This is a genomic window from Pseudarthrobacter sp. HLT1-3 (assembly GCF_059383535.1).
Genome location: NZ_JBWZCJ010000001.1, coordinates 334,228 through 359,993 on the forward strand (window position 1 = coordinate 334,228; position 25,766 = coordinate 359,993).

Annotated in this window: 26 protein-coding genes; 15 read left to right on the plus strand and 11 right to left on the minus strand. The window is 65.6% G+C overall.

Annotated elements, in window-relative coordinates:
• Nucleotides 1-42 precede the first annotated feature (42 nt).
• From AC50X9_RS01530 to AC50X9_RS01545, 4 genes are all read left to right on the plus strand, one after another.
• Nucleotides 43-2,028 carry an ABC1 kinase family protein gene (locus AC50X9_RS01530; protein WP_494889402.1) on the plus strand — a complete coding sequence of 662 codons (1,986 nt, stop codon included), beginning with the start codon at nucleotides 43-45 and terminating at the stop codon, nucleotides 2,026-2,028.
• Entirely contained in the window at nucleotides 2,025-3,188 is a 1,164-nt protein-coding gene (gene galT, locus AC50X9_RS01535) for a galactose-1-phosphate uridylyltransferase (RefSeq protein ID WP_494889404.1), read from the plus strand. The genes AC50X9_RS01530 and galT overlap by 4 nt, the downstream gene beginning before the upstream one ends.
• A 70-nt stretch (nucleotides 3,189-3,258) precedes the next feature.
• Nucleotides 3,259-5,103 (plus strand): ATP-binding protein, encoded by a 1,845-nt coding sequence (locus AC50X9_RS01540; RefSeq protein ID WP_494889406.1) that lies wholly within the window; start codon nucleotides 3,259-3,261, stop codon nucleotides 5,101-5,103.
• Entirely contained in the window at nucleotides 5,094-5,237 is a 144-nt protein-coding gene (locus tag AC50X9_RS01545; protein WP_494889408.1) for a hypothetical protein, read from the plus strand. Before AC50X9_RS01540 ends, AC50X9_RS01545 begins: the two co-directional genes overlap by 10 nt.
• 17 nt (nucleotides 5,238-5,254) lie before the next feature.
• Here the strand turns inward: AC50X9_RS01545 and AC50X9_RS01550 are convergent, their stop codons facing one another.
• The 3 genes from AC50X9_RS01550 to AC50X9_RS01560 form a co-directional block, all read right to left on the minus strand.
• Nucleotides 5,255-5,602, minus strand: a complete 348-nt coding sequence (locus tag AC50X9_RS01550) for a DUF202 domain-containing protein (RefSeq protein ID WP_494889410.1) — start codon at nucleotides 5,600-5,602, stop codon at nucleotides 5,255-5,257.
• A 2-nt stretch (nucleotides 5,603-5,604) separates the two neighbouring features.
• Nucleotides 5,605-5,961, minus strand: a complete 357-nt coding sequence (locus AC50X9_RS01555; RefSeq protein WP_494889499.1) for a YidH family protein — start codon at nucleotides 5,959-5,961, stop codon at nucleotides 5,605-5,607.
• A gap of 781 nt (nucleotides 5,962-6,742) precedes the next feature.
• Nucleotides 6,743-7,306, minus strand: a complete 564-nt coding sequence (locus AC50X9_RS01560; RefSeq protein WP_494889413.1) for a TetR family transcriptional regulator — start codon at nucleotides 7,304-7,306, stop codon at nucleotides 6,743-6,745.
• A 134-nt stretch (nucleotides 7,307-7,440) separates the two neighbouring features.
• On the opposite strand from AC50X9_RS01560, the gene AC50X9_RS01565 reads away from it, so the two are divergent.
• Nucleotides 7,441-8,220 carry an SDR family NAD(P)-dependent oxidoreductase gene (locus AC50X9_RS01565; protein ID WP_494889415.1) on the plus strand — a complete coding sequence of 260 codons (780 nt, stop codon included), beginning with the start codon at nucleotides 7,441-7,443 and terminating at the stop codon, nucleotides 8,218-8,220.
• 51 nt (nucleotides 8,221-8,271) lie between these two features.
• Here AC50X9_RS01565 and AC50X9_RS01570 read toward each other — a convergent pair whose 3' ends face one another.
• Nucleotides 8,272-9,831 (minus strand): PKD domain-containing protein, encoded by a 1,560-nt coding sequence (locus AC50X9_RS01570; protein WP_494889417.1) that lies wholly within the window; start codon nucleotides 9,829-9,831, stop codon nucleotides 8,272-8,274.
• A 709-nt stretch (nucleotides 9,832-10,540) separates the two neighbouring features.
• Between AC50X9_RS01570 and AC50X9_RS01575 the strand changes: the two genes are divergently transcribed.
• The 6 genes from AC50X9_RS01575 to AC50X9_RS01600 all read left to right on the plus strand — a co-directional run bounded on the left by AC50X9_RS01575 (nucleotide 10,541) and on the right by AC50X9_RS01600 (nucleotide 17,102).
• Entirely contained in the window at nucleotides 10,541-10,804 is a 264-nt protein-coding gene (locus AC50X9_RS01575; protein WP_494889419.1) for a glycosyltransferase, read from the plus strand.
• A 1,230-nt stretch (nucleotides 10,805-12,034) separates the two neighbouring features.
• Entirely contained in the window at nucleotides 12,035-12,895 is an 861-nt protein-coding gene (locus AC50X9_RS01580) for a glycosyltransferase family 2 protein (protein ID WP_494889421.1), read from the plus strand.
• Between the two features lies 1 nt (nucleotide 12,896).
• Nucleotides 12,897-13,901, plus strand: coding sequence for a glycosyltransferase family 2 protein (locus tag AC50X9_RS01585; RefSeq protein ID WP_494889423.1), 1,005 nt, complete (start codon nucleotides 12,897-12,899; stop codon nucleotides 13,899-13,901).
• 339 nt (nucleotides 13,902-14,240) lie between these two features.
• The gene (locus AC50X9_RS01590) at nucleotides 14,241-14,483 is read left to right on the plus strand and encodes a hypothetical protein (RefSeq protein ID WP_494889425.1); all 243 of its coding nucleotides are present in this window, start codon (nucleotides 14,241-14,243) and stop codon (nucleotides 14,481-14,483) included.
• Between the two features lie 75 nt (nucleotides 14,484-14,558).
• Nucleotides 14,559-16,247 carry a long-chain-fatty-acid--CoA ligase gene (locus tag AC50X9_RS01595; RefSeq protein WP_494889501.1) on the plus strand — a complete coding sequence of 563 codons (1,689 nt, stop codon included), beginning with the start codon at nucleotides 14,559-14,561 and terminating at the stop codon, nucleotides 16,245-16,247.
• 222 nt (nucleotides 16,248-16,469) lie between these two features.
• Complete coding sequence (locus AC50X9_RS01600; RefSeq protein WP_494889427.1) at nucleotides 16,470-17,102, plus strand: DnaJ family domain-containing protein; 633 nt, start codon at nucleotides 16,470-16,472, stop codon at nucleotides 17,100-17,102.
• 23 nt (nucleotides 17,103-17,125) lie between these two features.
• Here the strand turns inward: AC50X9_RS01600 and AC50X9_RS01605 are convergent, their stop codons facing one another.
• From AC50X9_RS01605 to AC50X9_RS01615, 3 genes are all read right to left on the minus strand, one after another.
• On the minus strand, nucleotides 17,126-18,565 hold the full coding sequence (locus tag AC50X9_RS01605) for a S8 family serine peptidase (protein WP_494889429.1): 1,440 nt from the start codon (nucleotides 18,563-18,565) through the stop codon (nucleotides 17,126-17,128).
• 185 nt (nucleotides 18,566-18,750) lie between these two features.
• Nucleotides 18,751-19,068: a DUF6221 family protein gene (locus AC50X9_RS01610; RefSeq protein WP_494889431.1), complete on the minus strand. Its 318-nt coding sequence runs from the start codon at nucleotides 19,066-19,068 to the stop codon at nucleotides 18,751-18,753.
• A gap of 65 nt (nucleotides 19,069-19,133) precedes the next feature.
• The gene (locus AC50X9_RS01615) at nucleotides 19,134-19,358 is read right to left on the minus strand and encodes a hypothetical protein (RefSeq protein ID WP_494889433.1); all 225 of its coding nucleotides are present in this window, start codon (nucleotides 19,356-19,358) and stop codon (nucleotides 19,134-19,136) included.
• A gap of 205 nt (nucleotides 19,359-19,563) precedes the next feature.
• Between AC50X9_RS01615 and AC50X9_RS01620 the strand changes: the two genes are divergently transcribed.
• Entirely contained in the window at nucleotides 19,564-20,316 is a 753-nt protein-coding gene (locus AC50X9_RS01620) for a GAF and ANTAR domain-containing protein (protein WP_494889435.1), read from the plus strand.
• A 49-nt stretch (nucleotides 20,317-20,365) separates the two neighbouring features.
• Here the strand turns inward: AC50X9_RS01620 and AC50X9_RS01625 are convergent, their stop codons facing one another.
• A complete protein-coding gene (locus tag AC50X9_RS01625; RefSeq protein WP_494889437.1) occupies nucleotides 20,366-21,100 on the minus strand; it encodes a GAF and ANTAR domain-containing protein in 735 nt (244 codons plus the stop codon).
• Between the two features lie 225 nt (nucleotides 21,101-21,325).
• Here AC50X9_RS01625 and AC50X9_RS01630 point away from each other — a divergent pair, with 225 nt between their 5' ends.
• Nucleotides 21,326-22,417 (plus strand): LLM class flavin-dependent oxidoreductase, encoded by a 1,092-nt coding sequence (locus AC50X9_RS01630; protein ID WP_494889440.1) that lies wholly within the window; start codon nucleotides 21,326-21,328, stop codon nucleotides 22,415-22,417.
• Here AC50X9_RS01630 and AC50X9_RS01635 read toward each other — a convergent pair.
• Both AC50X9_RS01635 and AC50X9_RS01640 read right to left on the minus strand, forming a co-directional pair.
• The gene (locus AC50X9_RS01635) at nucleotides 22,406-23,398 is read right to left on the minus strand and encodes a CapA family protein (RefSeq protein ID WP_494889442.1); all 993 of its coding nucleotides are present in this window, start codon (nucleotides 23,396-23,398) and stop codon (nucleotides 22,406-22,408) included. The genes AC50X9_RS01630 and AC50X9_RS01635 overlap by 12 nt on opposite strands.
• A 73-nt stretch (nucleotides 23,399-23,471) precedes the next feature.
• Nucleotides 23,472-23,723: a DUF2630 family protein gene (locus AC50X9_RS01640; RefSeq protein ID WP_494889444.1), complete on the minus strand. Its 252-nt coding sequence runs from the start codon at nucleotides 23,721-23,723 to the stop codon at nucleotides 23,472-23,474.
• Nucleotides 23,724-23,958: 235 nt separating this feature from the next.
• On the opposite strand from AC50X9_RS01640, the gene AC50X9_RS01645 reads away from it, so the two are divergent.
• Together AC50X9_RS01645 and AC50X9_RS01650 are read left to right on the plus strand one after the other, a co-directional pair.
• Nucleotides 23,959-24,525 (plus strand): type 1 glutamine amidotransferase domain-containing protein, encoded by a 567-nt coding sequence (locus AC50X9_RS01645; protein WP_494889446.1) that lies wholly within the window; start codon nucleotides 23,959-23,961, stop codon nucleotides 24,523-24,525.
• 163 nt (nucleotides 24,526-24,688) lie between these two features.
• Nucleotides 24,689-25,108, plus strand: a complete 420-nt coding sequence (locus AC50X9_RS01650; protein WP_494889448.1) for a VOC family protein — start codon at nucleotides 24,689-24,691, stop codon at nucleotides 25,106-25,108.
• A 159-nt stretch (nucleotides 25,109-25,267) separates the two neighbouring features.
• On the opposite strand, the gene AC50X9_RS01655 is transcribed toward AC50X9_RS01650, so the two are convergent.
• The gene (locus tag AC50X9_RS01655; RefSeq protein WP_494889450.1) at nucleotides 25,268-25,513 is read right to left on the minus strand and encodes a hypothetical protein; all 246 of its coding nucleotides are present in this window, start codon (nucleotides 25,511-25,513) and stop codon (nucleotides 25,268-25,270) included.
• Between the last annotated feature and the right edge of the window lie 253 nt (nucleotides 25,514-25,766).

The following is a 25,766-nucleotide window of genomic DNA, read 5'->3' on the forward strand; positions in this document are numbered from 1 at the left end:
ACCCGTCGCGCACCTCAGTGACGACTTCAGGAGAAGAAAAGCATGGATCCAGGACGAGTTGTCTTGATAGCCGGGATGGTCGGGCTGCTCGCGCTAGTCATGATGCTGCTGGCACTTCTGTCCCGGCGGATCCTGGGGGTGCGTGTCGGAGCGGCCCGGACCATCCTGGCCCTGATCGTGGCGGTCGGGACGGAATTTCTCTTCGAATCCCAGATCCTCTGGCAGACCCCTAACCGCGGACTCGTGTTCATCAGCATCCAGTTCGGCATCGCGCTGTTCGCCGCGTTCCTGTTCCTGGTTATCGCCGAACTCGTCGTCCCCCGCGGGGTATTGCCCCCGCCGCAGACCTGGCTGCACGCACTGAGAGCTGGATCCCAACGAGGGATCCGGTACTCTCAGATCCTGCGCATCGGCGCCAGACACGGGCTCTACCCGCTTCGTACCTCGAACGACCCGGACGTCAACGCCGAACGGGCGAGATCCCTGCGCCTCGCGCTCGAAGAAGCCGGCGCGACGTTCGTGAAGTTCGGCCAGATGTTCTCCACCCGACCGGACCTGCTGCCGCCCGCGTACATCACCGAACTGTCCCGGCTGCAGCAGCACGTGGGCCCGGTCCCATGGGACGAAGTCCGTCTGATCCTCGAACAAGACGCCGGCCGCCCCATCGCAGAGGTCTTCATCAACTTCGAGGAAACCCCGCTGGCCGCCGCGTCGATCGGACAGGTCAACCGGGCAACCCTGCCCGACGGATCCCGGGTTGCTGTCAAAGTCCAGCGACCGAACATCCGGCACAAGGTAGCCCTTGACCTGGACATCGCCGTGCGGCTGGGGAGGAAGCTGGAAGATTCGACAACGTTCGGCAGCTCCCTAGGCACGGAGGCACTGGCCCGCGGCTTCGCGGAAAACCTCCGTGAAGAACTGGACTACGAGCAGGAGGCACGCAACATAGTCGCCCTCCGCACCGTCGTGGCCGGGCACCCGGACGCTGTGCGCGTCGTCATCCCGTTTCACGTCCCCGGGCTCTGTTCCTCACGCGTGCTCGTGATGGAGATGCTGGATGGACGCACGTTCAGCGACCCGGCAACAGCCGGCTCCATGGACGCCGGTATCCGCAAGGATTATGCCACCCAACTGATGCGCAGCCTCCTGCGACAAATCATGATCGACGGAACATTCCACGCCGACCCGCACCCGGGAAACATCATCATCCTCGCCGACGGCCGGCTGGGCATGGTCGACTTTGGCTCCGTTGGCCGGCTGGACCACCAACTCCGGACCAGCATCCAACAGGTTGTACTGGCCATTGACCGGGCCGACGCCGGACTTCTCGTCGACGCTCTCTTCGAGGTTGTGATCCGGCCCGACGAGATCGACGTTCCCGTCCTCAAACGCACGCTCAGCCAGTTCATGGGCACGTCCCTCCAGCCCGGGGTCCCTCTGGACCTGAAAGTCCTCAACGAACTGATACGTATCCTCGCCCGGTTCGATCTCGCGATCCCCCCGGCCCTGGCCGGGGCGTTCCGGTCCATAGCAACCGTCGACGGAACCCTGACGTCACTCGCACCCGGCTTCGACATAGTCGCCGAAGCCCGGACGTTCGCCGGCGCCCAAATCCGAGAACACCTCACCCTCGGAGGGATCAAGGAGACCGTACAACAGGAGCTGCTGGACACCCTCCCGCTCCTCAGAAAATTGCCCCGCCATCTTGACCAGCTCGCCTCAGCCCTGCAGGAAGGTCACCTGAGCGTCAACGTCCGGCTCCTCGCGGACCGCCGCGACCGGGAAGTCCTGACCCGCATGTTGGGCCAAACCCTGCTGACACTCATCGCCGGGGTGCTCGGAATCATGGGCGTCGTCATGCTCGCATTCGGCAACAGCGCCGAGGTCGCCCCCGGCCTGCCGCTATTCCACGTCATCGGGTACAACCTTGCCGGCATCTCAGCCGTCCTTATGCTCCGCGTCCTCTACCTGGTTTTCAACAACCCCACCAACCAGAACGCGACCCCTCGTGTACAACTGAGACCATGACGCGAACCACGATGACCCGGCTGGCGGACGGCCGCGAGATCGTCTACTTCGACGATGCCGGCTCCGCCGAGCGTTCCGCCGCATCCCTGGTGGACCACCGGGACCTGCCCGCCCGCGCCGAACCCGGACAGTTGCGCTTCGACGCGCTCAGCCGCGAATGGGTCGCCGTCGCGGCGCACCGGCAGTCACGCACCCATTTGCCGCCGGCGGATCAGTGCCCCATCTGCCCGACGACGCCGGCCAACCGGACCGAGATCCCCGCGCCGGACTACGACGTCGCCGTCTTCGAGAACCGCTTCCCCTCGCTGGGGCCCGACACCAGCGAGATACCCGCCGCGCCGGTCTGGGGAACCACCGCACCCGCCGTCGGCCGCTGCGAAGTGGTGGCCTTCACGCCTCAGCACACCGGATCATTCGCCGAACTGGGCTGGCGCCGCACCCGCACGGTGATCGACGCCTGGGCCCACAGGACGGAGGCCCTCAGCACTCTGCCCGGCATCCGGCAGGTTTTTCCATTCGAAAACCGGGGCGCGGAAATCGGCGTCACCCTGCACCACCCGCACGGGCAGATCTACGCCTACCCCTACGTCACGCCCCGCGCCGCGGTCCTGGCCGCCGCGGCCGGCGGGTATTTCGACAACTCGGACGGCACGGCCACCCTCACCTCCTCCCTGCTGCGTGCCGAGCGCAACGACGGCAGCCGCATGGTGCTGGAGGGCGAACACTTCAGTGCCTATGTCCCCTTCGCCGCGCGGTGGCCGCTGGAAGTCCACCTCGTCCCGCACCGTCCGGTCCCGGACCTCGCCGCCCTGACCGGGGCCGAACGCGACGAACTGGCGCAGCTCTACCCGGACCTGCTCAAGCGCTTTGACGCCCTGTACCCGACGCCGACCCCCTACATCGCGGCCTGGCACCAGGCGCCGCTGGAGCCCGCCCTGCGCCGGTCGGGCCACCTGCACCTGCAACTGACTTCTCCCCGCCGCGCCGCCGACAAGCTCAAGTACCTGGCCGGGTCCGAAGCCGCCATGGGCGCGTTCATCAACGACACCACCCCCGAATCTGTCGCCGCCGGGCTGCGCGAAGTGGCGGGCGCGGTGACCCCCGAACCGGCAGGCGCCGCCGATTTCGCACACCCGCGCTACAACCCGCCAAACTGCTAGGCTCCAGCTATCGGCACCGTCCGGCGCCGGCAGCAGGTGCACCAGCGGGGTTGCGAGTGAGGGAGACGCCATGACGGTTGCCGAAATCCAGGTTGACCAGCGGGTGATCGGGATCGACTCCCGCCGGTTCGCTTCCGTGGAGAAGGCGCTGGTGGAGCTCATCACCAACAGCGACGACAGCTACGCCCGGCTGGAGAAGACCGGGACGCCAGTGACCGGCAGTATCCACGTCGGCTACGAGCGGCACCACACCGGAGCTGTGCTCATGGTGACCGACCAGGCGGAGGGCATGTCCTTCGAGGAGGCCGCCCGCATCCTCACCTACGGCGGCGCGCACAGCCCGCTCTCCCGCGGCGAGGGCAACGGCCGCGGGTACTTCGGACGCGGACTGAAGCAGGCGATCTTCGGCCTGGGGCACGGCTGGATCGAGACCGTCAAGGACGGCCGGTTCACCCGCATCGACGTCTTCCGCGGGGAGAACGGCGGTTACCTCTACGACGACGGCGAGGAGGACCGCCGGGCGTTTCCCGCGGACTACGCCCGGCTGGGATTTCCACCCGGCGTCGCGCAGAGCGGCACCCGGGTGACGATCGTCGTCGACAATCCCCACGTCACGATCACCCAGCACGCCACCCTTTTGCAGTCCCTCTGCGACAACATCTACCTGCGTGACGTACTGGAGCGCCGGACGGTGGTACTGACGCCTGGCCGGCCGGGCAGCGGCCACCATGGAACCGGGGACGGCGGCAGCGACACGATCCGCTTCGAGGAACCCCCGGCCGTCCTCCTACTCGGCCCGGAGCAGCCGGGTAGTTTCAGCCATGAGGGCCAGGAATATCCGTTCACCCTCACGCTGAAGCGGGCCAAGGATGTGGAACTGACGCTCAAGGGCGACGAACGCACCAACGGCCTGGTGGTCCTGTCCGGCATGGCGGTGCTCGATTGCACGCTGTTTGAATACGAGAACCAGGTGGGAACGGAGTACCTCTTCGGCGCCGTTCGCTGTGCGGCGCTGACCGAGATGCTGGGCCGCGGCAAGGCCGTCATCAGCGACGAGCGGGAGGGCCTGAACGTCAAGGATCCGTTCGTGGCAGCGTTTTCCCGGGCCGTCAGCGCCATGATCGGCGGCGCCGTGCTGGCCGAGAAGGAGAAACTTACGCACCTGGAACGGGCCACCACCTCGGGGCGCACCGCCGAAATGATCGAGCGGCTGCTGCAACACATGAGCGAGGCGGCCGTGGTCGACCTTGGCATCGAGTCATCCCCGGACGCCTCCGGCCCGACGCCGGCCCAGGAGGAACCGCCGGCCGCGCTGCGGTTCACCACCCCGTTCTACTACCGGAAACCGGGGCACCCGTTCCACGTCGCCCTGCTGCTCGATGCGGGCCAGCTGCCCGACGGCGGACAGCTGACCTTCGAGCTCGACCTGCCGGAGTCGATGCGGATTGAACCAGACCCGATTGCCCTTCCGGTCGATTCCCTGGACGGACCCGGCGGATCGAGTGGACGGTCACGGGGGACGTGCCGGGGGAGCGGGGCGAGATCACTGTCCGGGCCGGCGCCTACTGGGCGTGGTGCGAGATCGTCGTGGCCGAGCACGCCTCGCACCGCAGCGACGGCCAGCCCCCGCACGCTGCTGTTGTTCGACCCGCCGACCACCCCGCCGACCACCCCGCCGACCACCCCGCCGACCACCCGGTTGCGCACCGGGTGCCCCGGGACCACGGCAGGGATTTGTTCGTCGGCTACGAATTCCGGAGTCTGCACTACGGTTCGGACCGGGCCGTCTACAGCGCTGCGGAGCGCAAGGTCATTATCAACACAGAGGCGCCCACGGTGCGGCTCTATGTCGACGGCCGCGGGCGCTTCCGGGACTCCGCGCGGCTGCTTCTCGCCGAGCTGTTTATGGACGTGATCGCCGACGAACTGGCCCGGCGCCGCATCGAGCAGCGCGGGCATGCGGGCGACCTTGAGGCCTTCCGCAGTGCGAAGCGGGACATCATCCGCCGGTACGGCAGCGACATCCACCTGTCGTTCCTGAGCACCTGACCCGACGCGACCCCACGCTATTGCTGCAGGGGCAGGTATACGACCGTGTAGATGCCCAGTCCGGCGAGGACCACGACGCTGCCGGCGATGGCCGCCGTCGCCCTGACGTTCGCGGGCATCACGGCCCCGGCGATGCCGCTGGCGTGGTGGTGGTAGCGACGCCGCTGTGTGAGTGCGATGCCAAGGGCGACCACAAGTGAAGCCGCCACGAGGGTGCCCGCAAACCAGCCGTGGTGTGGCACCCAGCGCAGGAATATGCAGGCAGCCGTGACCAGCGTCAATGAGGTCCGCCGCCAGGCGAGGTCCGTACGCTCCGGCTGGAGCCCCGGGTCGTTGTGTACCGCCGCGGGCCTGGTTTTCGCCATGGCTAGGCCGGCCGGCCGATCACAAAAACGATTAGGACCGCCGCAACCAGGGCGCCGCCGGCTGCCAGGATCGGAGCGATCAGAGGCGCCGGGAGCGGAGTCTGGCGGCGCATGGCCCGTTCCACGTTGAGCCAGCGGAAGAACGAGCCGCCGGCAGTCACCAACCCCAGCAGCAGCAACAGCACGGACACGGTCTTGCGGAGCTCCGGGACAAACAGCTCCGCGGTGAAGGCCTCGACGGCGATGCCGCCGGCCACCATCGCCAGGGAGGTCCGGATCCAGGCCAGGAACGTGCGCTCGTTGGCAAGCGTGAACCTCGCATCGGGGTCGGTCCCGCCGCCCAGGATCCACTCCGAGATCCCTCGACGGCTCCGGTCTGTACCCGAAACTGCGCCGACAGACTCCGCCCCGGTGTTGGTGCCGGTGCCGTTGGCGGCCGTCGTCAGGCCGTCCGGCACCGCCCCGGTGTTGGTGTCGTTGGCGGCCGTCGTCAGGCCGTCCGGCACCGCCCCGCCGCCGGGTGCCTTGTCGTGCTCCTTGTCGTGCTCCGTCATAAAGCCTCTTCCCCGGCACCAGCGGTGACCGAAAGCGCAGCAACGGCGGGGTGCCGGTGCATATCAGCACACACCGCGCGGTTCCTGGTGCCGCGGACGCGGTACAGGCTCAGGATGTCACCCACGGGGAAAATTCGACACTCTGCTGCCCGCCGGCCCGCTGTGCCGTCAAACAACTGCGGCCAAACACCCCCCACCGCCGTCGCGTTTTCCGCTGCGCAAAATGGCCGCCGCCGCGAAAAATCGATGTCGCTACGCGAATACCCGCAGCGCAGGGCATTTTGCGCAGCGGCTGCGCAGTAGCGCAGCGTCACCCTGCCGCTCAGCTTTCGGCGGGGGCGAGGATGACGTCGAAGCGGGTGCTGGCCCCGGTCTGGTTGGTGATACGGCACTGGAGGAGGCGCGGCGGCAGTCACCCCCGCCGTCGCGTTTCTCGCTGCGCAAAATGTCTGCCGCTGCGACAAATTGATGTCGCTACGCGAATACCCGCAGCGCAGGGCATTTTGCGCAGCGGCTGCGCAGTTTCGCAGCGATCGCGCAATAGCGCAGCGCAAACTGCGGCGGCGTATCCCACGCCGACAACCCGTCAGGTCCCCGGCACCCGCAGCACCTCGACGGCAGCCAGCAGGTACGGCACGGGATCGGGATCCGTGCCCGCGGCCCACCGCATCCACGCTTCAAACGTGGCGGCAAGATAGGCCGCACACAGGTAGCCCGCAGTGGCCTCCGGAACGCCAAAATCCACGAGGTAGCGCCGTGCCCGATCGCGCTGGGGTGCCAGGGTGTCGTAGCTGCGGCTGGCAAGCTCGGGATGTGCGGCGATCAGGCGCAACCGGCCCCGCGACACAGACAAGTCGGGAATCCGGTCCACTCCGGCGGTGGCCGCCGCCCGTAAGCCCGCCATGAGGCCGTCGCCACCGTCGCCACCGTCGCGGCCGTCCCGGGCCACGTCGAGGGCCACTCCCGATGCCTCGATCACCGGTTCCATGCCGCCCCAGACGAGATCGGCCTTGCTGGAGAAATACCGGTACAGGCTTTTGCGCCCAATTCCCGCCGCGCCGGCGATGTCCTCCATCGAGGTCTTTTCATAGCCCTTTTCGGCAAAGAGCCGCAGTGCGAGGTCGGCGATGGCGTCCGGATCGATCGTCACGGGACGTCCCGCCGATCGCGTGCCGGTGGGTCTGGGCTCTTGCTCGAACATCCCACCAGTATTCATCCTTTCATAATGACACACCGTGTCATAAGGTGGGTGTGTCAGCATTTGGAAACATTCGGAAGGTCATTATGGGCAACGAAGCTTCATGGCAGGAATCCATCAGCACGGGCCGCTTCGCCGGCAAGACGGTCATCGTCACGGGCGCCGGTTCTGGCATTGGGCTGGCCACGGCCCTCCGCGTTGCCAAGGAGGGCGGCAGGGTGATCGCCGCCGACATCAGCTCCGAGCGGCTGGACGAGCTGGTGGCCGGGAACACCGGCCTGGACCTGGTCCCGGTGGCCGGTGACATCTCGGACGAGGAAACCGTCGCAGCCGTCGTCGCTGCCGCGGGCGGCCGGGTGGATGCGCTCGCCAACGTCGCGGGCATCATGGACCACTTCGCCCCGATTCACGAGGTCGACGACGCCACCTGGGAACGGGTCTTCCGGATCAACGTCACTGCCCTCATGCGCCTGACCCGTGCCGTGGTGCCACTCATGCTGGAGGCGGGTTCCGGCTCCGTGGTCAACGTCGCGTCCGAGGCTGGGCTCCGCGGTTCCGCCGCCGGCGCTGCGTACACCGCGTCCAAGCACGCCGTCGTCGGCCTGACCAAGAACTCCTCGGTGATGTACGGGCCCAAGGGCCTGCGCTTCAACGCCGTGGCCCCGGGCGCCACCATCACCAACATCGAAGCCACCTGGGGTTCCCAGCTGGCCGCCGAACGGCTCGGCCCGCTGATGGGTGCGAACATCCCGGCCCCTGCCAGCGCGGCGCAGCTTGCCGCCTCGATCACCTTCCTGCTCAGCGACGACGGTACCAACGTCAACGGCGCGATCCTCGCCTCCGACGGCGGCTGGTCCGCGGTCTAGCCAGCAGCCCGGCGCAACGACAGGCACAACGACCGGCACACTGATGGATGCCTACGGCGTCGGGTTGCCCGCGGTGACCGTGATCGTCCTGCTGGTCGAGGACGAGCCGGCGGCATTAGTGGCGGTCAGGGTCGCGGTGTAGATCCCGGCGGTGGAATACGTGTACGACGGATTCCGGGTGGTCGACGTGCCGCCGTCCCCAAAATTCCAGGCCCAGGAGGTCGGTGCGCCCGTGGAGGTGTCAGTGAAGGCCACATTCAATGGCGCAGCACCCGACGTCGGAGGCGCGGTGAACGAGGCCGCCGGGGCGGCGAGAGGGGGAGTGGTTCCGCCCAGTGCCCGGTAGGAGAACCAGTAGCGCTTGGTCACGTTGTTGCTGGCCAGCACCACCAGGCCGGTCGTGCTGTTCACGCTCTGCTTGCTGGTGGTCACGTCGTTCATTTTGGCTGACGCGCCGTCCTGGATGATCGGCGTGCCACGCCCGGACGGGAAGACCGGATTATCCATGGACGCGGTCTTTTCATAGATCGCGCCGGGAGTGCCGGAGTAGGCGCAGCCTCTGACTCCGGTCCCGGGGGCCGTGAGGAAGGCGTGCACAGTGTTGTTCTGCGTATCCAGGATGATTTGCTGGCGGGACACGCAGTCCCAAATCGTGGCAATCGTTGATTGCGAGAACGTGCCCGTTCCGGGCTTGAAAACCACCAACTTCACCTGCGCCAGGCTCTTGTTGGTTGAACCGTCGTTGAGGCTGGTCTTGATCGCCGCGAAGACACGGCCGGTTCTGTCGGATTGAAGCGTCTTGACGCTCAGATGGTCGTCGGCGAGTTTGTTGCCACTGACGGCGTCCCGCAGTCTCCAGGAGAACATCGACTTGGCGCTGGTCCCATCGGTGTGGGTCGCCCAGCGCACGGCGCCTGCGCGCTGGTCGCTCCACATGACCCCAATCTTGTTGCCGCCGTAGGCCACGATTGCCGAAACGTCATCCGGTGCCGGGTTCGGGCTGGCAATAGGAATTACGAACGGGGAGGTCCAGCTGGTTCCGCCCTTCGCGGAGCTGTTGACGTAGACGGTGTTGGTGTAGCCACTGGTTGAATTGCCGGACACCTGGGTCCAGGTCGCCCAAATGGCGCCGGTGCTGTCCCTAGCGATCGTCATCGACTCGCTGCTGTTGTTCATGATGGTGGTCGGGAAGCCGCTGTCCAGGGTGAACTTTCCCCCGGCGTAGCTGTAGCGGTACAGCTTGGCCGGCTGTCCCGAAACGGATGCCTTATGGAAGGATTCAGTGGACACGGTGACGACATGGGAGGCGATGTAGAGGTGGGTGCCGTCCCAGAGCGTGTCCGCCAGCGTGCTGCCGCGGGTGTCATTCGTGAGACCGGTGCTGACCCAGGTTTTTGTTGCGACGTTCATCCGGTAAATTTGCCAGCCGGTGCCGGTAGTCCACATGTCGGCCCACCACGATCCAGCGTGGAACCAGAGCTTGCTCTGCGGCTTGTCCGATGTTGGCGGATTGCTCACTCCGGAGTAGCTGATGCTGGGATAACCGTAAGTAGTAGCCGCCGAGGCGCTGGTGGAGATTCCCAGCAGGCTTCCGGCAACAACTAATGCCATTACCAGGCTCGGGCTTAGCCAGCGGACTGTTCGTCTCACCTTGATCGCCGCTTCTTTCATGCGTTTGATCGCCTTTTCTGCGGTGAATCTGCAGATGTCACCTGACTAGGCTGATGCTACCCAATCTCTGCGGAAGTGAAAAGCGTATTAACGTTGTTGATTTCCTTTGTCTTCCTGGCGGAGAAAGTATTCATGGAATACGCGATCATTTCGCGGTGACACCGAAACTCCACCCAGAATCCCGCATCCCCTGAAACCTTCAGCCTCCGTCGACGTCGCCTCTGGCTGCGGGGTACACTGCACTAGACCCTGCCATCCCGCCGGCGTACCGTTTCAGTATCGGGAAAAATTCCCTGAAACTCAACGGCAATTCGCCCTCTGCGCCCGGAGCGAGTACCCCTTTCAAGAATGACTCGGGCTTCCCGAGTAGGCGGCCTCGGAGACCCAAGTAGGGGCATGGGAACCGCGCACGAACGAGAACAGACAACCAAGTATTAGCCACTCGTGACTTAAATTTTCGTGAACTTTAGGCTCTAGTCAGGGCCACCGTCCAGTGGCAGTTGAGTCTGGGGTCGTACGTCAATTTGACGGATATCTCGAATCCGTCGTATAGGTTCTCATTCGCCGATGGCATTGCCATCAGCACCGGAAATTTCATGGAGTGGTGAGGCATTTGTCTATTCCAAATTTAGTCCCGAATTCGCAGTCGGTGCCATTTCCCGCCTCGCCGAGGGCTTCGGTCAGCGTCGTTATCCCGACGCTTAACGAAGAAATGAATTTGCCCTGGGTTCTGCGGCGCATGCCTTCCTACGTGGACGAGGTCGTTATCGTGGACGGGCGCTCCCACGACCACACAATCGACGTCGCCCGGGCACTGCGGGTCGANCGACTGAACATCACCAGGGCAAACACGATGGCGACCGCGCCCAGCAGCATTAGAAGTAACCCCCGGCGCTTCATGATGCGAGCCTAACCCGGAAGGCCACGAAGTGTGGTCAGTTGCTTCGAGCCGGACCAGAAGGTGGTGCATCGCGTTGGATAGGTCCTGCCACACCCTGACCAGGGGTTGGGAGACATCAGGGTCCTGGACCTTGTCGGGCCGGGTAATCGTACCCCCCGCCAGCGAGCCCCGTCCCTGCATCGGCACTGTGCTGATTGTCGACGACGGCTACCCGTACTGCGTGCGGTGCACTGAGCATCCGTTGGGAAGTAAACATCCCCTCGGGCCCAATCAGGGCAAAGCAAAACCCCGCCTTCATGGCTTGTGGCCAGTAAAGACGGGGTTTTTCCTGGGTGCCCCCGGGACTCGAACCCGGAACCCATTGTTACGAGGTCGGTCAGTATCCTCACGGTCCGATCGGGCGGATATGCGCTAGATTTCGTCGAAAATGTGCTGTTCCACGGCTGATCCCTAAGCCTTGAGGGACAGTAGGGGTCAATGAGGTACAGAATAATTAGTCCGTAAATGTCCCGTTCGAGCAGAAGGGGGTATTTACTGCTCGGCGCAGGGAGAACACACGTCGTCGAACACCAGGCTCTTGCTAAGCCAGCGGACTGTTCGTCTCACCTTGATCGCCGCGTCTTTCATGCGTTTGATCGCCGGTTCCATGGTGTGTTGCAGATGTCTCCCGACTAGGGTGGTGCTCGCTACTCTTTCCGGAAGTGAAAAGGGCACTATTCTATATTTGAGTTTTTCTTCTGCTTTCCTGGCGGAGAAATAACTGACACGGAATCCGCGATATGCCCCCTGGGTGTCAGCGGCACTGCCTCCCGGAATCCCGATTCCCCGTGAACGCGCAGCCACTTGGCAACCCTGCTGTGGCTGTGGTGCGCCGGCTCTGGACGTTGCCAATGGAGCGGCGTACGGTTCCAGTATCAGGACCAAAGCGCTGAAGCTCAGCGAATATCGGCACCTTTTTTTTACCGACCGAGTACGCCGTTGAAGAATGACTCGTAGTTCCCGAGTAGGCCGCCCCGAAGACCCAAGTAGAGGTACGGGAGCCTCGCGCCGAGTGGAACGAACAACCAAGTATTTTCCACTCGTGACACAACTTTGGGTGAACTTTAGGCTCTTGGCAAGGCCACAGTCAGTGGCAGCTGGGGTTCGGGGTCGCTAATAATTCGACGGATGTCTTTGAATTCGTCCGCTAGGTTCTCATTCGCAGATGGTTAGGCCATCGGCGTCCGGAAATTTTATGAATTGGTGAGGCTTTTGTCTATTCCAAATTTGGTCCCTAATTCGCCGTCCGAGCGAATTGCCGCCTCGCCGAGGGCTTCGGTCAGCGTCGTTATCCCGACGCTTAACGAAGAAATGAATTTACCCTGGGTTCTGCGGCGCATGCCTTCCTACGTGGACGAGGTCGTTATCGTGGACGGGCGCTCCCACGACCACACAATCGACGTCGCCCGGGCACTGCGGGTCGACGTCGTGGTGGTGGCGGAACCCCGCAAGGGCAAAGGGATCGCTGTCCGCGCCGGCTTCGCGGCAGCGTCCGGGGACATCATCGTCATGCTGGACGCGGACGGGAGCATGGACCCGCAGGAAATTGGCTGGTTCGTTTCCCCCCTCCAGCACGACTACGACTTCGTCAAGGGCTCGCGCTACGTCACCGGAGGCGGGTCGGAGGACCTGACCTGGCTGCGGAATGCCGGCAACCGGGTCCTGACGGGGTTGGCGAACACGGTTCTGAGAAGCAACTACTCCGACCTTTGCTACGGCTACATTGCACTGCGGCGGGAATGCCTGGAGGTCCTCGAGCTGGAGTCGGACGGCTTTGAGATCGAGACGGAGCTGATTGTCCGGGCCGCCCGCGCCGGCCTCCGCATCGCGGAAGTGCCGAGCTTCGAACTTGACCGCATCTCCGGAGTCTCGAACCTGCAGACTTTCCGTGACGGATGGCGGGTCCTCCGCACCCTGGCCCGGGAATGCACAACCTGGGAAGCGCCAACTGCCGGGGCAAGGCCCGAAGCCCTCCGACGGGTGAAGTACACCTATCCGAATGTCCGGTTTGCCCGCACACCCACGGATCCGCACAGCGTGCTCACCGTGGCGGAAGGAGCCTAAGGTGCTCGACTACAATTTCCGGCCGTCCGCGTCCGTTGTCATCTGCTCCTACACGGAGCAGCGCTGGGAACTGCTGATGGACGTCATTGACTCCGTCCACGCCCAGACGCTCCAGCCCAAGCAGGTGATCGTCGTCGTGGACCACAACGAGGACCTGTACAAGCGGCTCGTGGCGGCCATGCAGGACGTCACCCTGGTGGAGAGCACCGGGCTCCAGGGGCTCTCCGGGGCGCGGAACACCGGCGTAGGCCTGGCCACCTCGGAGATCGTGGCTTTCCTGGACGACGACGCCGTGGCAGCCCCGGACTGGCTCGAAAAGCTGACGGCGCTCTACGACGATTCCGACGTCCTGGCAGTCGGCGGAAAGGTCGAACCGGTGTGGGAAGCCGGCCGGCCCGGCCACTTCGGCCCGGAACTGGACTGGATCGTCGGCTGCAGCCACCGCGGCATGCCCAAGGTGGCCTCCGAAGTGCGCAATGTCATCGGCGCCAACATGTCCTTCCGGCTCCAGGTGCTCCAGCAGGTGGGAGGCTTCAACGTCGCCCTAGGCCGCCAGGGCACGAAACCGCTGGGATGCGAAGAGACCGAAATGTGCATCCGGGCTGCGATCGGCTCCCCGGGTTCGCGCATCGTCTATGAGCCCGCGGCCCTGGTGCGCCACCACGTACCCGCCCACCGCGGGACCTTCCGCTACATGCTGGAGCGGTCCTGGGCGGAGGGAATTTCCAAGGCCCAGGTCAGTCACGTAGTGGGCCACAAACGGGCCCTGGGCCCGGAACGCCGGTATGTGCGCAGCGTCCTGCCGAGGGCGGTCTTCTCAGCCCTGGCGGATTGGAGCCGTGGCGCTGATCCCCAGGGCTGGCGACGAGCCGGCGCCACCGTTGCCGTTCTGGCATTCACTGCCGCCGGATATGTTCGGGGACGCAGGGTCGCCCAAGGCTCCGGATCGCTTTTCGCCGGCGCTCCTGCTCCTGATCCCAAACTTCCCTGGAGGGAAGCCACGTAATTGAAGTTGGAAACGAGATTCTTGTGGCACAGGATGACGCAGGCTTGGGTCACAGCACCGTCGATGGGAGCCGGGGCCGCTCCCGACTGGGCGGGAGCCCAATAGATCGGCGCGGTGGACCTTGATTCCCTCGCGGACCACAGCCACCACCCTTCGCGACGGGCGGGTGGAAGGGATCCCCGGGTTGTGGCAACACTGATCTGGGGGAGCACACCGTCCTGGTCGAAACTGCCTTGACCGGTGCCCCGCTGGACCCGGACCGGGTCGCCGGCGATCTGGCCGGGCGGTCGCATTGGGTCAGGACGTCGTGGCTTCCCTGCCTGCAGTGAATCGTCCGACATGGCGTTCACCCGGGTTGCCCAGCTTGCAGCCTTTGACAAAGCCTTCGGGCCCGCAGGCTGGACACTGCCCCCACTGCGCGCGCACTTGCAGTCCAGGAACGTTGACCCCGGTTTGCTTCCGCTGTTGGTCATCGCGACCGAGGACGTTCCTTCGCCCGATTCGGCCCAGCTGCGGGCCGCCATTCTGGACGATCGCGATTTCTGGCTGTGGCGGCACGTTGTCACGTCCGGACCTACCTAGCGGCATTAGCGGGCGGCGAGCCCGGGAAGAACCGATAATTCGCTGTCGGAACGCTGTTCGCGGCAAGATGTGATGATGGAGAACACGGACCAGCAACCCTGGGTGAAGAACTACCAGCCGGGCGTCCCTGCCCACATCGAATTGCCCACGGAGTCGCTGGTCGCGATGCTGGAGCGGTCCGTCGCCGAGGCCGGCAGTGCACCGGCGCTGGAATTCTTCGGACGACGTACCAGCTACACCGAACTTGGCGAACAGGTCGACCGTGCCGCCGAGGGCCTGCGCCGGCTGGGGGTCCGCGCCGGTGACCGGGTGGCCCTGATCCTGCCCAACTGCCCGCAGCACGTCGTCGCCTTCTACGCGGTGCTGCGCCTCGGCGCCGTCGTCGTCGAACATAACCCGCTGTACACCTCCCGGGAACTCCGCCACCAGTTCGAGGACCACCAGGCCCGCGTCGTGATCACCTGGGACAAAGCCGCGTCGGCCCTCCGTGAGTTCCCGTCCGACATCGAGATCGACCATGTCGTCTCCGTCAACCTGCTCGAGGCGTTCCCTGCCGTCAAGCGGCTGGCCCTGAACCTGCCCGTGAAGAAACTGCGGGCGTCCCGCGATGCGCTGACCGGTGCTGCCCCGGGAACCATCCCGTGGAAGGAACTCCTCAGCCACGGCCGCATTGGTCCGGACCACCCCCGCCCGTCGGTGGATGACCTCGCCGCGATCCAGTACACCTCGGGAACCACCGGCCGGCCCAAGGGTGCCATGCTCACGCACTTCAACTTGTACTCCAACGCCTTGCAGGGTGAGGCTTGGATGCGGGGGGCCGAGTACCGCAAGGAAGTGTTCTACGCGATCCTGCCGATGTTCCATGCCTTCGGCATGACGCTGTACCTCACCTATGGCATCCGCAAGCAGGGCCTGCTGGTCCTGTTCCCGAAGTTCGATCCGGAGCTTGTGCTTGCCGCCATGAAGAAGTCGCCCGCCACGGTCTACTGCGCAGTCCCGCCGATCTACGAGCGCACCGCCATGGCCGCGAAGGAGAAGGGCATCTCGCTCCGGTCCTGCAAGTACTGCATCTCCGGCGCCATGAACCTGCCGGACCATGTCGTGGAACTGTGGGAGTCGGTCTCCGGCGGGCTGCTGGTCGAGGGCTACGGGATGACCGAGTCCTCGCCGGTCGCGCTGGGCAACCCCTTCCACCCCACCCGCCGGAACGGCACGATCGGCGTGCCGTTCCCGTCGACCACGATGAAGGTCGTGGACCTGCGCGATCCCTCGGTCGAGGTTGCGCCGGGCGAGCCGGGGGAGCTGCTGCTGAAAGGTCCGCAGGTGTTCCAGGGCTACTGGAACAATCCGGAGGAAACAGCGAAGACCCTCACCGCCGACGGCTGGCTGCGTACCGGTGATGTCGTGACGGTGGACGAGGACGGCTTCACCACCATCGTGGACCGGGCCAAGGAGCTGATCATCACCGGCGGCTTCAACGTCTCACCCACCGAAGTGGAGACGGTGCTGCGCCTGCACCCGGACGTCAAGGACGCAGCCGTCATCGGCAAGCCACTTGAGCGGGGCGGCGAGATGGTGGTTGCCGCCGTCGAACTTGAGCCAGACACAACGCTGGACGAGGACGCCCTGCGCGGGCACTGCCGCGAGCACCTGGCCGGCTACAAGGTCCCGAAACGGATCATTGCCGTCCCGGACCTGCCGCGGTCCATGCTCGGTAAAATCCTCCGCAGGCAAGTCCGCGAGCAGGTGCTGCCGACGCTCTGAGCATGCGGGCCGTGGATCAGGGTGGCGTCGGTGTGCGCGGACAGACTGGCTGCCGCGGAAATGGCTTCGGCGGTGGCACGTTCATGCCTGCCCACACCATTGAGGCCGGCGAAGGAGCGCACGAGCACCGATCTCTTCCTCCGCCATCCTTGGCCTGCGGGACCCTGATTCGCATACTGGAATGAGAAGGCAAATCCGCGCAGCCAGGAAAGCAGGGAATCCATGGGCGGGTCAAACGGGTCGTTCCGGCGCCGGGTGGAGCGTGCCGCGGAACTCCGCGCCCTGAGGGTCAGCGGAATGACGGTGCAGGAAGAAGCTGACCTGGCCGCCGCCGAAGAGAGGGAACGGGAACTGCGCGCTCGATTCGACGACGCCGCCCGGGCCGAGTACCTGATCCGCGATGCCATGGCGCAGGGCAAATTCGACCACCTCAAATACGCCGGGAAGCCGATTCCCGGGTTGGACGGGAAGTACGACCCCGACTGGTGGGTCAAAGGCCTGCTGCAGCGCGAGAACATTACCGGGATGGGCCCAAAGGCCATCCTGCTCCGCACCGAGGACGCCGGACTGGACGCCCGGATCGACGAGCTGACCGCCGAAAAGCAAGTCCGTGAGCTGCTGGAAGATTTCAACGCCCGCGTCATTGATGCCCGGCGGCAACTGCTCGGCGGACCGCCGGTGGTCACGAAGATCCGTGATGTCGAGGCCGAGGTGCGGAACTGGCGGGAACGCCGCGCGGCGCTCGCAGTATCGGCCGCAGAGCGGAACGGAGGGCAAGTCGCAGACCAAGGACCAGAGCGGCCAACGGACCGGATCCGCCGTCCCTGGTGGCGGCGGATCCGGTCCGGTTCCTAGCTGGTTGGGTGGCCCGCGCCGGGTCAGTATCCTGCGATCCGGGCAAGGTAGCCGTAGTACTGCCCCTTGATCGGGCGGAGCGGGTCCCCGTCGAAGCCGAAGTGCCAGTGCTTCTTGTTGTACGCCTTGGTGGCCTCCAGGAACTTTGACATCAGGGCCTTGCCTGAGCCTTCACATTCTCCTTTGCTAATACACAGCGCCAAAGAGCCGGCGACGGCCGGACTGGCGAAACTGGTGCCATGGGCCACACCGTAGCTTTCCGGCGTCGGTGACGTGGAGGTGATGCAGACTCCGGGCGCGGCGACGGTGTGGGCCTTGTCCTTGGACGTGGTGGCGAAGTTCGAGAAGAAGGCCGGATGGTCGTCCAGTTGGCCGATCGTGGTCCAGTCATCCTGCCCGCAGACCGGTGCTGCCAGGCCGTCGGGCTTGCCGTCGAAGTCCGCCATCGCCGTGGCGGTCAGCACCTCGTCGTAGGTGGCGGGGACAGTGTCGGCGAAGTCCCGGCCGTCGTTGCCGGCCGCCACGGCGTAGGCGACGCCGGCCTTGACCGAACGGCAGATGGCGTAGTGCATCGGATCCGTGCCCTTGCCGCAGTCGGCGGTATCGGCGCCCGGGCCGCCGATGCTGATGTTGGCCACCTCGATGTCGTTGTCCGGGTCCTCGTCCTTGTGGGTTCCGGTCACCCAGTCGATGGCGCAGATAAGCATTTCCTCCGTGATGAGGTCTGCGTCATTCACGACCCGCACCGACCACAGCGGGGTTCCCGGCGCCGCGCCGATCACGCCCTCGTCATTGTCTTTGGCGCCGATCACGCCGGCCACAAAGGTCCCATGGCCAACCTTGTCCGTGGGGGTCACCTCTACCGGCGACCCGGTGGAGCAGTCGATGCCGCCGCGCACATTCAGCTCAGGATGGCTGGCGTCGATGCCGCTGTCGATCACTGCCACGTTGACGTCCACCGCCTGCTGGGCCCCACCCCGGTCCTTGGCGCGAGTACCGCCGATCCTCTTCTGCCAGTCCGGCGTTACCTGGCTGCTCTTCGTGGGCTCCTCGGGCAGCTGGAATTCTCTTGCCACTGTGACAAACTCGACGTCCGGGTCAGCAGCGAGGCGGGCCGCTGCGGAAGCGGTCATCGTGGCGGCGTACCCGCTCACGGCAGCGCGATAGATCGTGGAAACGGTCAGACCATAACTGCTTTTCTGGGCCACGGCCGCGACGCCGGGGTCAACTGCGCCGTCCTTGAGCACCACTATGTAGCGTTGTTCCGGTTCGGCGGCGGTTGCGGGGACGGCCGCGACGAACCCTCCGGCCACGGCGAGGCACAGGGCAGCGAGGCCGCCGACGGCCCCCCGCATCCGTGGCCCGGCAGACGGAGGCGTGGCGGTCCCGGGATTCTGGCGTGCCCTGGCGGGCTGATGCGCCGGTTCCCGTGATGATCCCGGTCGGCGGAAGTGGCTAAACATCGTGGCCTCCATTAAGCGTGTTCGCTATTGAGCGCCCCCCCGGTGCTAAGCGTAAACCCGCAACCGTCTCTTGCACACGGACCTTTGGAATATCTTGGCGGTCCACGGCGACGGCGAATCCGACGACGGCGCCACTCGGCCGCCGTCGGACGCCGGCCCCGAGCGGTGCCGAGCACGCAGCGGCACTACACGCGGAACCAGTCCTCTTCGAAGTCCGGGTGGTCGTAGTAGGGGAGCGCCAGGGCATTCAGCGAGTGTTCCATCCACTCCAAGGACTGCGGGATCCAGCCCGCGTCCTGGCCGAGATCGCTGACCAATGCCGTGAGGGCGGCCTGCCGGGCGGATTCCACGATGCGGATCAGGCGCCGCTTGGCCTCGCATTCGAGCAGCAGTCGCTGCTCGTACCAGGAGGCGGATTTCGACACCGTCCGGTCGCCGAGGAGGGTCCGGGCAACGGCTTCGTCCTCGGTGATCCGCTCGGACAGGAATTCGACAATGTCCACACGGTGAGAGTACGCGCGGTCCCCGACCGGCAACCAGCCCCGGCCGTCGTCGCCCTGATGGATCCTTAGTGGGCAGTCAGGTTTTCCGCGTCCTCGGGACCGACGAAGTTGCACGATCCCCCGTGCCGCTCGGACACATCGCAGGTCCGGCCGGTAGGCAGGTGAACGTTGCCGCAGAGCCCGGTAATGGCGACGTCCTCGCGGACATGCAGGCTGCTGAGGTCGGGCCGGTGCTGGCTTTCCTCATGAATTTGGCGGTGTCCGGATGCGTCGTCGTCTGGAACGTTCATGTCTGCGAGGCTCCTCGTAGGTCTGCGGTGCAGCAGGGCTGCCAGTCTCGATTGAGTCCGATGTCACAAGTCTCACACAGCGATGTGAATGCGGGGCCATCTGTCCTTAAATATTTGTCTGCGGCCCGGTCCCGGTCCCGGACCCGGGGGTATATTTCGAAGGAGAGCAGCATCGGGAATCAACCACGCACAAAAGAGGGGGCCCATGATGGTGCCAAATTCTGCAGAATCCGGCGAACGGACGAGGGGTGAGCAGGGCACCGAACCGATCGGTGCTGATGCATTGGCCGTCCGGCTGGGCGACATTGCACGGGAACTCCAGCACGAAATGCACACTGAAACCATGCTGGACGGGATAGTGCATGCCGCCCTGGAACTCGTGCCACACGCTGCCGATGCCTCGGTCAGCCTGATCACGGGAGACCGGACGATCGACTCACGTGCCGCGTCCAGTGATCTTCCGCGAAGGGTGGATGCCCTCCAGAGCGAATTGGGACAGGGGCCGTGCCTGGACGCCTCGTATGGAAAGCGTGTTGTCAGCGTCCCCGATCTCAGCACGGATGAGCGCTGGCCGGACTTCTCGCGGGCGGCCTACGAGCTCGGAGCGCGGAGCATGCTTTCCTTCCAGCTCTTTGTGGACGGGGAGCACCTCGGCGCCCTGAATCTGTTCGGGGAGGAGGTGGGGGCCTTCGACGCCGAATCGGAGCGGATCGGGGCGCTGGTTGCCGCCCACGCAGCCGTCGCCGTCGCCGGCAGCCAGCAGGTCAGCCAGCTCACCCAGGCCCTGGATACCCGGGACCTGATCGGGCAGGCGAAAGGAATCCTGATGGAACGGTTCAAGATCACCGCCCAGCAGGCGTTCCTGCTGCTCTCCCGGGCCAGCTCCGAACTGAACATCAAGCTCCGCGACGTCGCGGAACGGCTGACCGTCAGCGGGGAAATGGCCAAGAAACGCTGACGCCGGCGGTACTGGCGGGCATTCCCGCGCGCGTCAGCCGACGTGCGCGTCAGTCGAGGGCCGGCAGGCGCGGGCCGTCGGTCAGGTCGGAGCAGATCCCGGACAGCGGCGTTCCGTCGGCCCGGGCGCGACGCAGCAGCTCAAGTAACGCTTCCTCTGCGGTCAAGCCGTGGCGTTCCATCAGGACCCCGCAGGCGCGGTTGGTGGTGTCCCGTCCGGCGAGCGCACCCTTGAACGGGCGGCTCAGTTGCCGCGGTGTGTCCGGGCCCTGGACGTGGGCCATCAGAGTCGCGGCGGGAACGGCGAACTTCTCGAGCAGCAGCCCCGTCGCGGCCGTGAAGGCTGCAGGCAGGGCGGCGTAGATTTTCAGGGTTCCGATCGGGCCCCCGGTCGTGCCCAGCGGGGCGCTTACCAGCGAGCCGACCGGCATGGAAGCGACGGCCTGGCTCCAGAGCGGCCACCGGGACTCCGCGGCCGCGTCCTGCACCAGGATGGTTTTGCCTGCCGTCCAGGCAGCGACACACGGGCCCTGCCCCAAGTCATGCTGGGCAGCGTCCGCCAGCTCCACGAACCGGTCCGTCGCCGCAGTGCTGCTGCCGAGCCCCTGGGCGTCGAACAGGGAAATTCCGGCCCCGGTCGATCCCGGAATGGCATCCCTGACCGCCTGCACGAGCAGCTGCAGCGCCCGGTCCACCTTGTCCTCGGTCAGAAGTAGGCCTTTGATGCGCGCGAAGACGGCGGTCAGTTCATCGAGGGGGAGTGGGTTGAATGGCTGGTTGAGCACTTTGGGGCCTTACGGCGGGAGGGTAAAGCTACCCTGCGTGTGCCCCCTGCTTGAGCCGGGACGCCGCTTGCGACTGTCCACTTAAAGCATAGCCCTGCTTGTTGTGTTGCTGCTAAATGATGACAGTGCGACACCCCGCCGCCGTCGTCGTGCGCGTCGGTAGATCCGCGTCGTTAGAAGGGCGGGGCGCGGAATGAAATCCAATGCTTGAATGTTCAATGAAACATGGACTTTGGAATTTTTACCTTCGGCGAGCTTTCCCGCAACCTCAGCACCGGCAAGGCACTGTCCCCGCAGCAGCGCCTCAAGGAGATCATTGAACTCGCCAAGCTCGCGGACCAGGCGGGCCTGGGCTTCCTGGGCCTGGGTGAGCACCACCGGCGGGACTTTGCCGTGTCCGCCCCGGAAATAGTGCTGGCGGCCATTGCCAGGGAAACCACGAACCTGCGGCTCAGCACTGCCGTCACGGTGCTCTCCACCCAGGACCCGGTGCGGCTTTTCGAGCAGTTCGCCACACTGGACCTGATCTCCGACGGGCGCGCGGAAATCATCGCCGGCCGGGGCGCTTTCATCGAGTCCTATCCGCTCTTCGGCCACGAACTGGAGGATTACGACGCGCTGTTCGAAGAAAAGCTGCAGCTGTTGCTGGAACTGCGGGACAACGCAGCCGTGACCTGGCAGGGAACGTTGACCCAGAGCATTCCCGGAATGGACATCGCGCCGCGCCCGGTCCAGGACAAGCTCCCCGTCTGGGTGGGCGTCGGCGGAACCCCGGCCAGTTTTGCGCGGGCCGGACGCCTGGGGCTGCCCCTTTTTGTCGCCCTGTTGTCCGGTCCCGCCCGGTTCCGCCACCTGGTGGAGCTCTACCACCAGTCCGCCGCCGACGCCGGCCACGACCCGGCCACCCTGCAGGTCGGGGTCGGCGGACACTTCTACGCGGCCCCGACGTCACAGCAGGCACGCGACACGTTCTTCCCCCACTATCGGGCCTACTTTGAACAGAACATGCCGCGCCCGGTGGACCACTTCCCCCGCTCCACCTTCGATGACTGGACCGAGCCCGGCGGCGGCCTCCTGGTGGGCAGCCCGCAACAGGTCATCGAGAAACTGCTGGAAGTCCAGGCGACCCTCGGCAACAGCCGCTACATGGCCCAGATCGGTCTCGGCGGGCTGCCGTTTGCCGAGACCGCCCGGTCCATCGAACTGCTCGCCACCGAGATCATGCCGGCCGTGAACCGGGAGATCGGAACGGCCCGGCCGGTGCCGGACACCAGCCCGGCACCTGGCAGCCCAGCCCGCGGAGCCTCAATCCGCTGAGTATTGAGTCCCGGCAGCAAGCGGAATCACCAGGAACCCGCCGGCTGCGTCCCAGCTGCTCGCGGTTCCGAAATGCCGGCTGAGCCGCTGCATCCGCTCCGCGATCTGCCGGGAACTCCCGCCCGCCAGGCGGGCCTGGAAATCAATGATCAGCGTCGGAAACAGCCGCAGCGACCGCGGTGTGCCGGCGTCGGTCTCGAGCATGAAAATGAACGACTGGTCGTTGCGCTCCAGCGGATCCACCGCGTAGTCGTCCACGAAGTCCCCGGCGCTGTAGATGATCGGCCGCTTCCGGAACACCTCGACGCCGCGGACGATGTGCGGCGAGTGACCGAAGACGACGTCGGCCCCCGCCTCAATCAGTGCGCGCCCCAGCTCGCGGTGCTCGGGCGGTGCCCCGGTGCCCCAGTTCGGCCCCCAGTGCGCCGAGACGATCAGGAGCTGGACCCGGGTCCTCGTCCGCCGGACCAGGGCCAGCAGATCCGCCACCCGGCGGTCGCTGTCCGCCACCGGCACGTAAAAGACGCCCGGGCCCCGGTCCGCTTCCCAGTCCGGCTGGTTGTCGGTGCAGGCGATGAGGCCGACGGCCGTCCCCGCCACGCGCCGCACCGCGGGCCGGCGGGAGGCCTCCCGGTCCAGTCCGGCGCCGGCATGCAGGATGCCGGCGGCGTCGAGGGCGGGCAGCATCTCGCGGAAGGCGCTTTCCCTGTAGTCCAGCACATGGTTGTTGGCCAGCGACACCATCCCGATTCCGGCGGATCGGAGGCTTGCCACGTTCTTCGGGTCGGAACGGAAATGGAAGACCTTCCCGGCTTCCGGCTGCCCGCCGGCGGCCAGAACGCATTCAAGGTTGGCGATTGTGAGATCGGCTGTCTTCAACACGGAACCCGTGTTCCCCCACGGGTAATCGGCGGCCACTTGCCGCAGCCGTTCATTCACCAGCCGGCCCAGCATGACGTCGCCCAGCAACGCAATCAACATGGCACACCTGACCGTTTAGCCCGCCGCCCGCGGCCCGGCTTGCCGCGATGCCGGCCGGCAGGGCGGCCGGAAGCTAGGACTCGTAGTTTTCCACTTGGTCCACGGGACGGGGCTGCGCCTCATCCGGGTTTTCGCCGTACTGCCGCTTGGCCCGTCGCTGCCTGAGGAGATCCCAGCACTGGTCCAGGTCCTCCTCGATGCGCTTCAGCCGGGTGTGCTCGGGACCGTGCTCGTAGTCCGGCGAGGAGGACGGGGCCTTCTCCCGCAGCACCTGTTCTTCCTCCACCAGCGCTGATATGCGTTCCAGGATGTGTTGCTCGTCCATCGCTTCCTTCTTTCGGGTAGCAGTTCTCCCGCCAGCGTAGCGACGCCAAGATGCGCTGGCCAGAGTGCATTTACACCTCCAGCGGGGCCAGCGCGCGGCCTGCATGAACATGATCAGCTTGCTTATTATTTTGCGGCTTCCTAGACTAAACCCTGTAAGGCATCACACTCACCGAGCGGAGGACCCGGCCGGTTCGCCGGCTGCGGGAGCCTCCCCGGACACCAGAGGAGGACGCATGTCAGAGCACAATATTTCCGGTAAAAAGGTCGCCTTTCTGCTCACGGACGGCGTGGAGCAGGTGGAGCTGACCAGCCCCTGGAACGCCGTGAAGAAAGCCGGCGGAGAACCCACACTGGTGGCGCCCAAGGGCGGGAAGCTGCAGGGCTACAACGGCACCGAGAAGGCCGAGACCTTCGCCGTCGACCTCACCGCCGCGGAGGCTGACGCCTCAGATTTCCATGCCCTGGTGATCCCCGGCGGCGTGGTCAACGCCGATCATCTGCGCGTCGACAAGAACGCCCAGGCTTTCACCCGCGCCTTTTTCGAGCAGCACAAGCCGGTGGCCTCGATTTGCCACGGGCCTTGGCTGCTGATCGACGCCGGCGTCATCAGCGGGCGGAACGTCACGTCCTACCACACGCTCCAGACCGACCTGAAGAACGCCGGCGCCAACTGGAGTGACCAGGAAGTCGTGGTCGACCAGGGCCTGGTGACCAGCCGTAGCCCGCGCGACCTTCCGGCCTTCAACGACAAGCTGCTGGAGGAAATAGAAGAAGGCGAGCACGCCGGGCAAACGGCGTAAGCGGCCGGAGCGGCCGGAGCACGGACAGGCGGGCCCTGTCCTGACGCCGGACACCTACCCTGGACGGCTGATTTGGGGCAGGATATGCCCTGTAAAAGCGTGCCGGCCGCGGCCGCACCGCGGCACCCCCTGGCCGGCGCCCCAGCTGCAAGGAGTTCCGGATATGACCACGCTGAACCCGTACCTGAGTTTCCGCGACAACGCCAAGGATGCCATGACGTTTTACCAGTCGGTCTTTGGCGGCCAGCTGGCACTGAGCACGTTTGGCGAATATCACGCCAGCGAGGATCCCGCCGAGCAGGACAAGATCATGCACGGCATGTTGACCGCGGAGAAGGGCATGGTCCTGATGGGCGCCGACACGCCCAACGGGATGGAGTACACGCCCGGCAGCAGCATTTCGGTGTCCCTGAGCGGCTCCGATGAGGCCGAGTTGCGCGGCTATTTCGACAAGCTCGCCGACGGCGGAAAGATCACCGTGCCGATGGAGAAGGCCCCCTGGGGGGACATTTTCGGCATGTGCACCGACAAATTCGGAACTGAGTGGCTGGTCAATGTCGGTCCCGAGCCGGGCCAGGCGTAGCGTACAACCACGCCGGGGTTGTGCTGACCTCGGGCAAGGTCCGGGTCCCACCCGGGTCCGGACCTTGCCCCGAGGTTAGTCCGGGTTATCTTCGCCTTTAGTCGGTTAGTCGGTTAGTCGGTTGGTTGGTTAGCCCGTCAGTCCGTTGGTCAGAGGCCGCTAGTCAGGACTGGAATCCGTGGTGAGGCCGCGGTCGTCACCTGACTGTTCATCCTGCTCCTCGGCCGGCCCCGCCGCCTCGTTGGCGGTTTTGCCCCCCGCTGCGGCGCTCGCTTCGGTGTCACCAGTGCCCTTAGTGGCCGCCTCGGCGCCCTCCTCGCGGGCCACCGGCGCCTTCCCCGTCTGGCTTCCGCCCTCGACGCCGTCCTCGACAATGTCCTCTGGTTCCTTTGACTCCGTGCTCATCGGTTCCTCCCCTTGTACTAGCAGCTGAAGTAGCAGCGGGTTGCCGGCGGGCCGGGGCCCGCCTGCGCTGACGGGGACCCGGCCGGGTCCCGACCTGACCAAGATACCGCCGCGGCAGCGTTTGAGCGTCGTGGGCCCGCGTTCGAAAGGGTGTCCGCCGGCCCGCGCGCCGGGCAGGTGCCGGGGCGGCCGCTCCTTGAAATATTCCCTTTTTCCGTCCGCCGCGGTTATTCTGGAGGCGGCCGGGATACCG